This window comes from Labrys monachus, assembly GCF_030814655.1.
Lineage (GTDB): Bacteria > Pseudomonadota > Alphaproteobacteria > Rhizobiales > Labraceae > Labrys > Labrys monacha.
The window spans coordinates 1,003,876-1,017,611 of the sequence record NZ_JAUSVK010000001.1 but is presented as its reverse complement, the minus strand read 5'-3'; the positions used below and the strand labels follow the sequence as shown (position 1 = coordinate 1,017,611).

The following is a 13,736-nucleotide window of genomic DNA, read 5'->3' as shown; positions in this document are numbered from 1 at the left end:
CGCTATGATAGGGGCGAGGTTGCGCCCGGCCGGGCAGGACGCCGCCCGCGGGGCCCGGCCTGCCTCCGCTGGACCGCGGTTGCCCATCCCCGAAATCCTTCCGAAGCCGGCCGCCGCATGCGGCCCGCAACGCCGTCCCGCGGCTCCTCGCCCACGAACCCTGCCGCCGCACGGCAACCCGGCCAGATCCAAAAAGCGGCAGCCCAAGCTGAAATATTAAGCAACTCATGCCGTCATTTATAATCCTTATGATCTGAATTTTCACTTCTAATTTTACAATTGATGCGGCCGTTCGTAGCCTTCTCTTCAGAAATGAGCACGGACTTTTCGCCGTTAACAAAATAATACGCACGCCTATACGACGACAGGGGAACAACAATGCTTGACGACAGCACGGCTTCTTCGAGTGCGCTTGCTTGTGAAAAAGACTCCACGGAACAGAAAGCCTTGACTCGGCGATCCCTGCTGAAGGCGGGCGCCGCGCTCGCCGGCGCAGTCGTCGGTTCCGAGGTGATCGGCGCCCCGACGATCTGGGCGCAGGAGATCAAGGATATCGAGCTGCGCCATGTCGGCGTCTCCTATTCGGTGGTCAAGGCCATCGGAGACCAGGCGTCGAAGGATCTCGGCTTCAAGGTGACGATGCAGAACCTCGATACCTCCGCCGCGATCAACCGTTTCATCACCCAGCCCAATTCCGTCGACATCGCCGATCTCGAGGGCTGGCAGGCCAAGCTCGCTGCCCGCCGCGGCGTGATCCAGGGCATCGAAGCCAAGAGGATCAAGGAATTCGACAACTTCCTGCCGATCTTCACCAAGGGCGAGATCGACGGCCACAAGATCCCGCGCCAGGGCATCTCGCCCTATGAGGCGCTGTACCTGGAGAAGGCGGACTCGACCCAGCTGCATGACGGCGTCACCGACTGGCTCACCAACGTGCCGCAGGTCTACAATGCCGACTCCATCGGCTACCGCCCGGACCTCGTCGGCCATGTGGTGACGGAATGGAAGGAGCTCATCGATCCCAAGTTCAAGGGCAAGGCCGCGATCCTCGACGTGCCCGCCATCGGCATCATGGATGCGGCGCTGTGCTTCGAGAGCGCCGGCCTGATCACCTACGGCAACAAGGGCAACATGACCAAGCAGGAGATCGACTTCACCTGCAACAAGCTGATCGAGCTGAAGAAGGCCGGACATTTCCGCGCGACGTGGACGACCTTCGACCAGTCCGTCCAGCTCATGGCCGCCGGCGAGGTGGTGATCCAATCGATGTGGTCTCCGGCCGTGGCCGCCGTCCGCGTCAAGCAGATCCCCTGCACCTATGCGCCGGTCAACATCAAGAACGGCAAGGAAGGCTATCGCGGCTGGTGCAACGGCATGGGGCTGATGAAGCACCTCACCGGCAAGAAGCTCGACGCCGCCTATGAATATATGAACTGGTATATGTCGGGCTGGCAGGGCGCCTTCGTCAGCCGCTACGGCTATTACAGCCCGGTGCCCTCCACGGCGAAGAAGTTCATGACCCCGGCCGAATACGCCTTCTGGTACGAGGGCAAGCCGGCGCCCGAGCCCGTCACCGATCCCTATGGGGTGCCGATGGAGAAGGTCGGCACCGTGCGCGACGGCGGTTCCTTCCTCGACCGCGTCACCAACATCTCGTGCTGGAACACGCTGATGGACGAGGCGGCCTACATGAACAAGCGCTGGAACGACTTCAAGGTCGCCTGACGCGCCGCGCTCGCCATCGGCGAACGCCATCCGATCCCGCGGGGAGGCCCGCCTCCCCGCTTTCCCCGACACGACGAGGCCCGCGCATGAAGCTGCGCCGAAATCTTACCGGCTGGCTCTACGTTTCGCCGCTGATGCTGGTGCTCCTGCCCTTCTTCGTGGCGCCGCTCCTGGTGGTCGCCGCAGCCAGCTTCTTCGAGACCGACGGGTTCGGCGGCCTGCTGCCGAACTTCACGCTCCAGAACTATGTCGACGTGCTCAGCTCCGGCCTGACGTTCAACCTCTATCTGGCCACGGTGAAATTCACCTTCTTCACCTGGTTCTTCACGCTGATCATCGGCTTCTTCGTCGCCTATTTCCTGGTGTTCCACGTCAGGAACCAGTTGCTGGCGATCGGCCTGTTCCTCCTGTGCACAGTGCCGTTCTGGACCTCCAACATCATCCGCATGATCTCGTGGATCCCGCTGCTCGGCAAGGAAGGTCTGATCAATTCGGCCCTGCTCGCGACCGGGCTCATCCACGAGCCGCTGGAGATTCTGCTCTATTCCAGCGTCTCCGTGGTGATCGCCTATGTGCACCAGCTCACCATCTTCATGATCGTGCCGATCTTCAATTCGATGGCGCGCATCGACAAGCGCGTGGTCGAGGCGGCCCTCGACGCCGGCGCCAGCCGCTTCGACATCATGCGGCTCATCATCGTGCCCATGGCCAAGAGCGGCATCGCGCTCGGCTCGATCTTCGTCATCTCCATCGTGATGGGCGATTTCTTCGTGGTGAAGGTGATGTCGGGCGGCGGATCGGCCTCGGTGGTCGGCGCCTTCTACGAAGATATCGGCGTCTTGCAATACCCGACCGCCGCCGCCAGCGCCGTGCTGCTCACCCTCGTCCTGGTCGCGGTGATCGCGCTCATCCTGCGTACCGTCGACATCCGCCGCGAGATCACGCGATGAGTGCGACCCTAGAAGCCAAACCTGCAATCGAGGCGCCGATGGCAAGACCCAAGACCCGTGCCGCCACGCCGGCAAGGCGCGGGCGCCCCTGGACCTTCTATGCGCTCGCGACCCTGTTCGCGCTCTATGTCGCCGCGCTCTACGGCCCGATGTTCTGCATCTACATCCTGTCCTTCCAGGACGTCAGGGGCGGCCTGGTGTTCCCGATGAGGGGATTGTCGCTGCACTGGTTCGTCGATCTCTTCACCCAGGTCAGGACCGGCGACGTCAACGGCGCCTTCGACCGCTCGATCCGGCTGGCGGTGATCGTCACCATTATCACCGTGGTTTTCTCCTTCATGGCGGGCCTGGGCTTCCGCCGGCGCTTTGCCGGCGACACCATCGTCTTCTACCTGATGATCGGCAGCCTGGTGGCGCCCGGGCTGGTGCTCGGCATCGGCATCGGCCTGCTGTTCCAATGGCTCGGCATCGATGCGAGCTGGTACACCTCGGCCCTCGGCGCCCAGCTTTCCTGGACCTTGCCCTTCGGCGTCCTCGTGATGTTCGCGGTGATGTCGCGCTTCGACCATGCCTGGGAGGAAGCGGCGCGCGATCTCGGCGCCAGCGCCTGGCAGACGATCCGCCTCGTCGTCATCCCCGTGCTCGCCCCCGGCCTGATCGCGGTCGCGCTGTTCGGCTTCACGCTCTCCTATGACGAGTTCGCCCGCACGCTGCAGACGGCAGGATCGCTCAACACCCTGCCGCTCGAAATCTGGAGCATGACGCTCAACGTCACCTCGCCCTCGCTCTACGCCCTCGGCACCGTGACGACGATCGTCTCCTTCCTGATCATCGGCGTCAGCCTCGGCACCATCGTGCTGATCCAGAAACGGCGCGGTCCCCGCGCCCCAAGACACTGAAGGAGGCGGCGATGGCGTCTGCCCAGAAGGCGTCGGGCTCCGGCGATATCGAACTCGCAGGCCTGTGCAAGAGCTATGACGGCGTCACCAATGCCGTGGATGGCGTCAATCTCAAGATTCCCGACGGCGCCTATTGCTGCTTCCTGGGACCGTCCGGCTGCGGCAAGACGACGATCCTGCGCATGATCGCCGGGCACGAGGACCCGACGGCCGGCGAGATCCTGATCGGCGGGGGCAACGTCGTCGGCATGGCGCCGGTCGAGCGGCGCACGGCGATGATGTTCCAGTCCTACGCGCTCTTCCCTCACCTCAACGTGCGCGACAACATCGCCTTCGCGCTGCGGGTCCGCGGCCAGTCCAAGGCCGAGCGGCTGCGGGCGGCGGACGAGATGATGGAAAAGGTCAGGCTGACGGAATTCGCCGACCGCCTGCCGGCCCACCTGTCCGGCGGCCAGCAGCAGCGCGTGGCCCTCGCCCGCGCGGCGATCACCGGCCCCCGCGTGCTGCTCCTCGACGAGCCGCTGTCGGCGCTCGACGAGCAGTTGCGGGTGCAGATGCGCCAGGAGCTGCGCCGCATGCAGCGCGAACTCGGCATCACCTTCGTGCATGTGACGCACACGCAGCTCGAGGCCATCGCCCTCGCCGATGTCGTCGTCGTCATGGAGCGGGGCCGGATCAAGCAGGCCGGCGCGGCGCGCGACGTCTATGCCAGCCCGCGCGACCGCTACGTCGCCGAGTTTCTCGGCGGCCAGAACGTCTTGTCGGGTAAGGTCGAGAAGGTCGACGGCAGCCGCCTGCTTTTTGCCCAACCTGACCGCAAAAGCATCGAGATCCCCCTCCCGGGCGGCTCCGACGTCGGTGTCGGTGACCGCATCGACGTCGCCGTCCGCCGCGACGACATCGAATTGCGGCGGCCGGAAGCGGCATCCCCGCCCGCCCAGGGGCCGGGCCTGCCCGGGCGCGTCCTGGCGATCGAGTATCAGGGCTCCTTCGTCAAGGTCATGCTCGACACCGTGCCCGAGGCCGATTTCGTCGCCTATGTGCCCGAACGCACCTACTTCCGCGATCCCTTCTCCATCGGCGACGTCGTCGTGGCGAGCTGGGCCTTCGACCGCGCGCGGCTTCTCGCCTGACCCAAACCCCGGAGCCATCCATGCAGATCCGCTTCACGCTCAACGGCAAGCCGGCCGCCGTCGATGTGCCTCCCGCGACGCTGGTCGCCGATCTCCTGCGCGAGACGCTGGGGCTGACGGGAACCCATGTCGGCTGCGACACCAGCCAGTGCGGTGCCTGCGTGGTGCTGCTCGACGGCGCGCCCGTCAAGAGTTGCACGCTTCTTGCTCCCGCCCTCCAGGGCGCCTCGCTCCTCACCATCGAGGGACTGGCGGCCCCAGCCGGAAGCAATCGACTCCACCCCATGCAGGAAGCCTTCCACCAGCACCATGGCCTGCAATGCGGCTTCTGCACGCCGGGCATGGTGATGACCTCGGTGGCACTTGCCCAAGCCAATCCGAGTCCGACCGAAGCGCAGGTCCGCCACGGGCTCGAAGGCAATATCTGCCGCTGCACGGGCTACCAGAACATCGTCACCGCGGTGATCGCCGGTGCTGCCGCCATGCACGCGGCCGGCGCCGGCACGCCGGCAACAGGAGAATAGACCATGTCGGACATCATCGGCATCGGCGCCTCCCCGCTCCGCAAGGAAGACCTGCGCTTCCTCACCGGGCGCGGCAATTATGTCTCCGACATCAAGCGTCCGGGCATGGCCGCCGGCGTGTTCCTGCGCTCGCCGCACGCACACGCCGTCCTCGGCGGCATCGACAAGGCGGTCGCCCTCGCCTCGCCCGGCGTGCTCGCCGTCCTCACGGGCGAGGACGCCGCGGCCGACGGACTGGGCTCCCTGCCCTGCGGGTGGGGCATCACCAATGCCGACGGCATCCCCATGAAGGAGCCGCCGTTCCCGCTGCTGGCACAGGGCAAGGTGCGCTTCGTCGGCGACATGGTCGCCCTCATCGTCGCCGAAACGGTCGAGGAGGCCCGCGTAGCGGCCGATCTCCTGGCGGTCGACTACCAGGTGCTGCCCGCTGCGGTCGGCGTGCTGGACGCGGTCCAGCCGGACGCGCCGCAGCTCTACGACGACGTGCCGGGCAATCTGTGCTGCGACTGGGAACTCGGCGACAAGGCCGCCGTCGACCTCGCCTTCGCTCGCGCCGCCCATGTCGCCCGCCTCAGCCTCGTCAACAACCGGCTCATCGGCAACCCGATGGAACCGCGCGCCGCCATCGGCGAATACAATCCCGGCACGGACCACTACACGCTGCACACCACCAGCCAGTTCCCGCATGTGGTGCGCTGGCTGATGAGCGCCCTGGTGCTGAAGGTGCCCGAGCAGAAGGTGCGCGTGGTCGCCCCCGATGTCGGCGGCGGCTTCGGCGTCAAGCAGTTCCACTACGGCGAGGAGGCAGCCATCACCTGGGCCGCCCGCAAGACCGGCCGTCCCGTCAAATGGGTGGCCGAGCGCTCGGAAGGGTTTCTCTCCGACAGGCATGGACGCGACCATGTCACCGAAGCCGAGCTCGCCCTCGACGAGAACGGCAAGTTCCTGGCACTCAAGGTGATGACGCTCGCCAATATGGGCGGGTACCTGTCGACCTTCGGGCCCAACATTCCCACCAACCTCTACGCCCCGCTGCTGGGCGGCGTCTACACGACGCCGGCGATCTATTGCAATGTGAAGGTTGTGTTCACCAACACCGTGCCGGTGGATGCCTATCGCGGCGCCGGCCGCCCCGAGGCGACCTTCGTGGTCGAGCGCATCGTCGACCTCGCCGCCTCCGAAATGGGCATCGATCCGGTGGAGCTGCGCCGCCGCAACATGATCCCGAAGGAAGCCTATCCCTACCAGACGCCGGTCCTCGTCCAGTATGATTCCGGCGATCCGGCCGGATGCCTCGACGAGGCGCTGGTGGTCGCCGACGTCGCGGGCTTCCCGGCGCGCAAGGCGGCATCGGCACGCGAGGGCAAGTTCCGCGGCCTGGGCTACTCCACCTATGTCGAAGCCTGCGGCCTGGCGCCCTCGCGCTTCGCCGGCCGGCTCGGCGCCCGCGGCGGCCTCTATGAGAGCGCGACGGTGCGCGTCCACCCGACCGGCAACGTCACCGTGCTGATCGGCACCCACAATCACGGCCAGGGCCACGAGACGACCTTCGCCCAGATCGTCTCCGAGAAGCTCGGCGTGCCCTTCGAAAGCGTCGATATCGTCTTCGGCGACACCGACCGCGTGCAGTTCGGCATGGGCACCTACGGCTCGCGCTCCCTGGTGGTCGGCGGCGCCGCCCTCTCCAAGGCCAGCGACAAGGTGATCGTCAAGGGCCGCAAGATCGCCGCTCATCTCCTCGAGGCCGGCGAGCAGGACATCGTGTTCGAGGCCGGCTCCTTCTCCGTCGCCGGCACGGACCGCAGGAAAAGCTTCGTCGAGATCGCGGGGGCGGCCTATGTGCCGCATAATTACCCGCTCGAGGTCCTGGAGCCCGGCCTGGAGGAGCAGGCCTATTACGACCCCGTCAACTTCACCTATCCCGGCGGCTGCCATATCGCCGAAGTCGAAATCGACCCGGAGACGGGCGTGGTGACGCTGGCCCGCTATACCGGGGTCGACGACGTCGGCACCGTGATCAACCCGATGATCGTCGAGGGCCAGCTGCATGGCGGCATCGTGCAGGGCGTCGGCCAGGCCCTGTTCGAGAGCGCCGTCTATGACGAGGTCTCCGGACAGCTGCTCTCCGGCTCGCTGATGGATTACTGCATGCCGCGCGCCGACCACATGCCGTCGATGACCGTGAAGACCCATTCGACGCTCTGCACCCACACGCCGATGGGCGTGAAGGGCTGCGGCGAGGTCGGCACGATCGGCTCTCCCGCCGCCGTGATGAATGCCGTGGTCAACGCGCTTTCCCATCTGGGCGTCAGCCATGTCGACATGCCGGCGACCCCCAATCGCGTCTGGCGCGTGATCCAGAGCGCCTCGCTCGCTCACGCGGCCGAGTAGGAGCAGGACGATGCGAAGCTTCGACTATCTGCAACCCTCCACGCTCGGCGAGGCCACGGCGCATCTGCGGTCCGGCACGGAGATCCGTCTCCTCGCCGGCGGCATGACCCTGCTGCCGACGATCAAGCAGCGGCTCGCCGCTCCCGACGCGCTGGTCGACCTCGCCGGGGTACCCGCCCTCACCGGCATCGAGGACGAAGGATGCTCGCTCCTCGTCGGCGCGATGGCCCGTCACGCCGCGGTGGCGGCTTCGCCTCTGGTCCGCAGCCGCATCCCCGCGCTGGCGGATCTCGCCGCCGGCATCGGCGACCCGGCCGTGCGCAACCGCGGCACGATCGGCGGCTCGCTCGCCAACAACGATCCGGCCGCCGACTATCCGGCCGCGGTTCTCGGCCTGGGCGCCACGATCGTGACGAGCGAGCGGGAGATCGCCGCCGACGACTTCTTCCTCGGCCTCTTCGAAACGGCGCTGGGGGCCGAGGAGATCATCACCGCCATCCGCTTTCCGGTGCCCCGGGCCGCCGCCTATGTGAAGTTCAAGGCACCCGCCTCCCGCTATGCGCTGGTCGGGGTCTTCGTGGCGCAGACGGCCGAGGGGGTGCGCGTCGCCGTCACGGGTGCCGGCCCGGCCGTCTTTCGCGTCCCGGCGATGGAGGAGGCCCTCGCCGCCGACTTCACGCCGTCCGCCGTGGCCGCCATCGGCATCGATGCCGACGACCTCAACTCGGACATTCACGCGGAGGCGGGCTACCGGGCCCACCTCGTCACGGTGATGGCCAAGAGAGCGGTCGCTGCCGCCGCGAAAGGCTTCTGAGGCACATCATGGACTCACATCAGGTTCTCGCCGGAGCCGGCACGGCTCCGAATGCTCTCGCACGCCTGTCGGCCGAGGAACTGCTCGCCGGTTACAAGGCCCGCCGCTTCACGCCGCGCGACGTCCTGGAGGAGGTGATCTCCGCCCTGCAGCATATCGACGGGCAGTGCCGCGTCATGGTCACGCCCATGTTCGACGCGGCGCGGCAGGCGGCGGACGCCGCCGGCGCCGCCTGGGCCGCCGGCACGCCGACGGGTCCCCTCTGCGGCGTTCCCGTGACGATCAAGGACCTCGTCTTCGTGGCGGGCGTCCCGGCGCATGGCGGCGCGCCGCTCAATGACGGCTTCGTGCCGAAGACCGATGCCGCCGTGGTCGCGGCGCTGCGGAGCGCGGGCGCCGTCCTCACCTGCAAGACCACCACCTGCGAATCGGGCTACAAGCTCACCGCGGACAGCCCCGTGTCCGGGACCACCCGCAATCCCTGGAACCTCTCGCGTACCAGCGGGGGCTCCAGCGGCGGCGCGGCGGCGGCGGTCGCCGCCGGCGGCGGTCCGCTCGCCATCGGCACCGACGGCGTCGGCTCCATCCGCGTGCCCTCCGCCTTCTGCGGCGTGTTCGGGCTCAAGCCCACCTTCGGCCTGGTGCCGCGCGTGCCGGGCTTCTCGCCGCCCTCCTGGGCCTCGCTCGCCCATACCGGCCCGATCACGCGCACGGTCTCCGACGCGGCGCTGCTCCTGAACGTGATCGCAGGCTACGATCCCCGTGACGGCGCCAGCCTCCCCGTGCCGAAGCCGACCTTCAGGAGCGAATCGCGGCCCCTCGCCGGACTGCGCATCGCCGCCACGCCCGACCTCGGCTACGCCGCGGTGAGCCCGGCCGTCCGCGCCGCGTTCGAAGCGGCCGTCGGCGTCCTCGCGCAGCTGGGCGCGACGGTGGAGCCGCTGTCCCCCGAACTCGACCCGCAGATGCTGGAACGCACGCTGAAGCCGATCGCCTTCACCGAGCAGGCGGCGGCGGTGGCCGGCCGGCCGACGGAAGACCTCGCCGATTCCGACGCCGACTACCGCGACGTCGTCCTGCAGGGGCGCGGCTACAGCGGCACCGACTATATCGAGGCGACCTACCGTCGCGGTGCGGTCCGCTCCGCCTTCCTCGCCTTGTTCCAGAAGGCGGAAGCCCTCGTCACGCCGAGCGTGGCGGTGACGGCGTTCGAGGCCGGCACCCTCGGCGTCGACAGCATCGACGGCACCGCCGTGGACCGCCACCTCGGATGGTCTCCCTTTTCGTGGCCGATCAACCTCGCCGGCCTCCCTGCGGCGACCCTGCCCTGCGGCTTCGACGCCGAAGGCCTGCCCATCGGCCTCCAGATCGTGGCGCCCTGGCTCGACGAAGCCGTCATCTTTCAGATCGCCGCGGCGTTCGAGGCCGCCAGGCCCTGGGCCGGCCTGTGGCCACCGGCTTCGCCGCCTCAGTCGTAATAATTCGCCCGATTGTCCTGCTGCTGCTGCTGGAACGGCAGGTCACCGCTCTGGGGCAGCTCCCCTTCGAGGCTGAGATAGTGGGCGAGGTAGTCGTGCAGGGCCAAGGCTGCCTTCGAGGTGGCGCCCGGCGACTTGTAGAGCAGCAGATCCACCTTCGGCAGCGCTGGCAGCCCCTCCTGCGCGCCGATCTCCCGCATGCGGCCCACCAGAGCGCTGCGCCCGAGCACGGTGACCGCCATGCCCGAGAAGGCGGCAGCCTGCAGACCGCTGACGCTCTCGCTGACGCAGGCGATGCGCCAGCGCAGCCGGGCCGCCTCCAGCCCGGCAATGGCATGGTCGCGATAGATGTTGCCGGGCGGCAGGAGGGCCAGCGGCAGGGGGCGCTCGCGCTGCGCGACCGAGCGGTCTCCCGTCATCCAGACGAGCTGTTCCTGCCGCACCACCTGCCCGCCGGTGAAATCGTTCATGCGGGTGACCAGGGCGATGTCGACCTCGCCGCGCTTCACCAGGCCGACGAGGGGCGTCGACAGCGCGCAGTTGAGCTCAACCTGGATGCGCGGAAAGGATTTGCGGAAGACGTTCAGGATCGAAGGCAGCATGAAGGCGGCGTAGAGGTCGGGCGTGCCGAGCACCACATGCCCCTCGATCTCGGGCGCGGCGAGCTGCGAGAGCAGTTCGTCATGCATGCGCAGGATCGACTTGGCGTAGGTCAGCACGATATCGCCGTCCGTCGTCAGGGAGAGGCGCCGTCCCTCATGCTGGAAAAGCACCTTGCCGGTCAGTTCCTCCAGGCGCTGCAATTGCAGCGTGATCGCGGGTTGCGAGCGGCCGAGGCGGCGGGCCGTTTCGGTGATGCTCCCGGTTTCCACCACGGAGATCAGCGACCGGAGCGTTCGGATATCGAGGCTTACAAGGTGCATTGGCTCGCTGCGCGTTCACGGTGGAAGGGCGGATGAATCGCAAGCAATTTCCATGCCTTCGACTGCAATGCCTTCGACACCGCTCCGGGCAGGAAGCGGCAGGCATGGATCTTCCGCCCGCAAGGACCGGCGGCTCCACCGGTAGCGCGGCGATGCGCGGCCTGCCCGACAGGGCGCTCGCGTTCAGGCCGGATGATCGGCCGCCCGGCGTCCCTGCGGAACCTTCGTCACTCGAAGCAGCGTGAACAGCCGGAACGGGGCGATCTCGCGTTCCCGGACGCCGCCGGCATCGCGCTGATCCGAGAGCCAGTCGCCGACCACCGCATGCGGGAAATGAGGCCGCCAGCCCAGCCATGCGCCCGCATTCTGGAGGCGGCGTTCGGCGCGCGCGCGCAGGCCGGCTTCTGCGGAAAAGTGATTGAGGATGATCATCTCGCCGCCCGGACGGGTCACCCGCCACATCTCGTCGAGCACGGCGCGCGGCGACGGTGCGACGCTCAGCAGATAGGGCGCAAGCACCACGTCGAAGCTCGCATCGCCGAATTCCAGCACGCCGGCATCCATGACCTGCAGCGCCTCGACATGGTCGAGTTTTTTTCGCCGCACGCGTTCCCGCGCGATGTCGAGCATTGGCCGGGCGAGGTCGATCCCCGTCACCCGGGCGATCCTGGGCAGCAGAGCCAGTTCCAGGCCCGTGCCGACGCCCGCGACGAGGACCTTGCCGCCGGGCGGCAGGGCCTCGGCCACCGCCCTTGCCGCCGCGAGCCGCCCCGGATGGAAGGGCCAATCGAAGATGAGATCGTAGAAGCGGGCCCAGCGATAATAGGTTCCCGCATGGCTCGGTCCCGCAGGCCTCGTTCTTCCCTTTTGCACCGCATCCATGGTCGAGCGCTCCCCCCAGCCTTCCGCGAATCGCCGGCGATTCGCTCCGCCATGCCGCCGATACGCGACATTTCCTCGCCTGAACAGATGTGCCGCGCCTCGGGTTCCCGCCGTGGTGGCCGCCCCTCCCCGCGGCTCCGGAGCCTCGGCGGCCTCGAATATCGGCCCGCTCGCGTCCCGGCTCGGCCGACCGGCCGCCCCCCGCCGTGGCGTACTGCCGCCGGGCGCCGCCGGGATATTCCCACAGTAATGCCAAGCGCTTATCGGATGGCGGGCGCCGAGCTGCTTCGCGTGCGGCATGCGCGAAGACAGCGCATGACGACCACCTCGCCGGCACCCCCTTCATCCCCTTCCCCCTGCTTCCGATACGTCTCTCACAAGTAGAACTTCGATACGGCTTGGGGAACAACTGTTGTTTCGTGCTGCCGAAGGTGCCATGCTGAGCACAAATAAGCCCATTTCGCGCTCTGAGGGGCTGGGAGGTAACGGAATGTAGACTACTTTCGCACTGAATGACCCGCAGGCGGCACCTCCAGCAGGGGAATGGCGCGATTCAGTCGATGGTTGCTCATCAACAGATAGGAGAGGCATTGTTGGGAGAAAAATGGCCGGAAAGCCTAGATGACCGACGGTTCGATTCCACGCGCGAACTCGTTTGGCTTTTGCCGGAAGAAGTGGTCCATATGCTGCAGGACGTCGCTGACGCCTTGCACCTGGATCTGGCCCGCGACCATGGGCAGCCTGTGCCAAATCGGCATTTCCGGGAGATTATCGCCAGTCTTGCACGCCCGCTGCTGGTGGAGCGTGAACCCGGCGAGATGCTCAAGGTCTTCCAGACATTTTCCGAGCTCGACAGGGCCTACTTCACCTATCTGCTGAGAAGAGCGCTGCTCGACGCGCTGGAGAGGCGCGCTGCGTTGCCGAAGGTTCCCCTCGGCCTTCCGCAGGACCATTTCGGCACATGGACGAATCTGCTCGCGCGCTCCTGGCTGCCGCTGCCGCCGAACCTGCGATACCAGCTGCGTTGACGCGCCGGCGGACGGCACCGGCGTGCCATCCGCGGCGTCCGTGCGGTGACCCGGCTACCCCAAGGCGGAGAGGATCGCTTTCGGCACCTTGCAGATATAGGTGTATTTGGGATTGACGACCTGGGTGCAGCGGGCTTCGGCGATCTGACCGAGCAGGAGATAGCCTTCATGCTCGGGGACACCCCACTCGTCCTTCAGCCAATACACCATCTCCTCGAAGGCGATGCGCATCGCATCCTCGAGCGGCCGCGCACAGCCCAGCGTGCAGATATGCGTCGCCGTCTCGATCCGGGGATGGTTGAGGCGCGGCGGTGCCTTCTCCACGCTGATCCTCAGCGTGACGTCGGCACCGATCTCGATCGCCCCCATGCCGCATGCCTCGCCATCCCCCTGGAGAGCATGGCAATCCCCGATGAAGAAATGCGCACCGGGCTTTTCGACCTTCAGCATGATCGTGCTGCCGGTGGTGACTTCCTGGACGTCGAGATTGCCGCCATGCGTGCCGTTGTCGACCGTCAGCACCGCTCCATGGACCGGCGCCACCCCGATGACGCCCGCCATCGGCTTGACCGGGAGCTTGAGCTTGTCGCTCCAGTGCACCACGCCGTCGGTGACGTCGACCACGCGCGTCCGGATGCCGAATTCCTTGCGGCGCACCCAGTCCGGAAACATGCCGATGCCCGGCCAGAGCGAGGTGTAGCCCCGCTTGTCGAGCTGCATGTCGAGGATCTCCACCTTCAGCATGTCGCCCGGCTCGGCGCCGGGGATCTCGATCGGGCCGGTCGCGCCGTTGACGAAGGGAAAGGTGACGTCGGCCGAGGTCAGTTGCTGGCCGACCTCCTTGATCACGCCGTCGCCGATATTGATGACGCATTCCACCGTGACGGTGTCGCCCGGCGTGATGCGGGCGACGAAGGGCTCGTCGCCCGAAAGCGCGAATTTGATGGCGCCCTGTTTGCTGATGCGCTGTGTCATGGGTTCTCCGGAAA

12 protein-coding genes are annotated in these 13,736 nt (G+C 67.1%); 9 read left to right on the top strand and 3 right to left on the bottom strand.

The window, feature by feature from the left end; genetic code table 11:
- The first annotated feature begins 378 nt into the window (after positions 1–378).
- The 8 genes from J3R73_RS04475 to J3R73_RS04440 all read left to right on the top strand — a co-directional run bounded on the left by J3R73_RS04475 (position 379) and on the right by J3R73_RS04440 (position 9,914).
- Positions 379–1,725: an ABC transporter substrate-binding protein gene (locus J3R73_RS04475; RefSeq protein WP_307422916.1), complete on the top strand. Its 1,347-nt coding sequence runs from the start codon at positions 379–381 to the stop codon at positions 1,723–1,725.
- Positions 1,726–1,811: 86 nt separating this feature from the next.
- Complete coding sequence (locus tag J3R73_RS04470; RefSeq protein WP_307422912.1) at positions 1,812–2,675, top strand: ABC transporter permease; 864 nt, start codon at positions 1,812–1,814, stop codon at positions 2,673–2,675.
- Positions 2,676–2,713: 38 nt separating this feature from the next.
- Positions 2,714–3,574 carry an ABC transporter permease gene (locus J3R73_RS04465; protein ID WP_307422910.1) on the top strand — a complete coding sequence of 287 codons (861 nt, stop codon included), beginning with the start codon at positions 2,714–2,716 and terminating at the stop codon, positions 3,572–3,574.
- Positions 3,575–3,585: 11 nt separating this feature from the next.
- Positions 3,586–4,707 carry an ABC transporter ATP-binding protein gene (locus tag J3R73_RS04460; protein ID WP_307422908.1) on the top strand — a complete coding sequence of 374 codons (1,122 nt, stop codon included), beginning with the start codon at positions 3,586–3,588 and terminating at the stop codon, positions 4,705–4,707.
- Between the two features lie 20 nt (positions 4,708–4,727).
- Positions 4,728–5,231 (top strand): (2Fe-2S)-binding protein, encoded by a 504-nt coding sequence (locus tag J3R73_RS04455; protein ID WP_307422905.1) that lies wholly within the window; start codon positions 4,728–4,730, stop codon positions 5,229–5,231.
- A gap of 3 nt (positions 5,232–5,234) precedes the next feature.
- Positions 5,235–7,622, top strand: coding sequence for a xanthine dehydrogenase family protein molybdopterin-binding subunit (locus J3R73_RS04450; RefSeq protein WP_307422902.1), 2,388 nt, complete (start codon positions 5,235–5,237; stop codon positions 7,620–7,622).
- A gap of 10 nt (positions 7,623–7,632) precedes the next feature.
- Positions 7,633–8,436, top strand: a complete 804-nt coding sequence (locus J3R73_RS04445) for an FAD binding domain-containing protein (RefSeq protein ID WP_307422900.1) — start codon at positions 7,633–7,635, stop codon at positions 8,434–8,436.
- Between the two features lie 8 nt (positions 8,437–8,444).
- On the top strand, positions 8,445–9,914 hold the full coding sequence (locus J3R73_RS04440; RefSeq protein WP_307422897.1) for an amidase: 1,470 nt from the start codon (positions 8,445–8,447) through the stop codon (positions 9,912–9,914).
- On the opposite strand, the gene J3R73_RS04435 is transcribed toward J3R73_RS04440, so the two are convergent.
- Complete coding sequence (locus tag J3R73_RS04435; RefSeq protein ID WP_307422894.1) at positions 9,905–10,837, bottom strand: LysR substrate-binding domain-containing protein; 933 nt, start codon at positions 10,835–10,837, stop codon at positions 9,905–9,907. The two genes, J3R73_RS04440 and J3R73_RS04435, sit on opposite strands and share 10 nt — an antisense overlap.
- Before the next feature lie 183 nt (positions 10,838–11,020).
- Entirely contained in the window at positions 11,021–11,719 is a 699-nt protein-coding gene (locus J3R73_RS04430; RefSeq protein ID WP_307422893.1) for a class I SAM-dependent methyltransferase, read from the bottom strand.
- A gap of 560 nt (positions 11,720–12,279) precedes the next feature.
- Between J3R73_RS04430 and J3R73_RS04425 the strand changes: the two genes are divergently transcribed.
- The gene (locus tag J3R73_RS04425; protein ID WP_307422891.1) at positions 12,280–12,747 is read left to right on the top strand and encodes a hypothetical protein; all 468 of its coding nucleotides are present in this window, start codon (positions 12,280–12,282) and stop codon (positions 12,745–12,747) included.
- A 54-nt stretch (positions 12,748–12,801) separates the two neighbouring features.
- Here the strand turns inward: J3R73_RS04425 and J3R73_RS04420 are convergent, their stop codons facing one another.
- Positions 12,802–13,722, bottom strand: coding sequence for an acetamidase/formamidase family protein (locus tag J3R73_RS04420; RefSeq protein ID WP_307422888.1), 921 nt, complete (start codon positions 13,720–13,722; stop codon positions 12,802–12,804).
- Between the last annotated feature and the right edge of the window lie 14 nt (positions 13,723–13,736).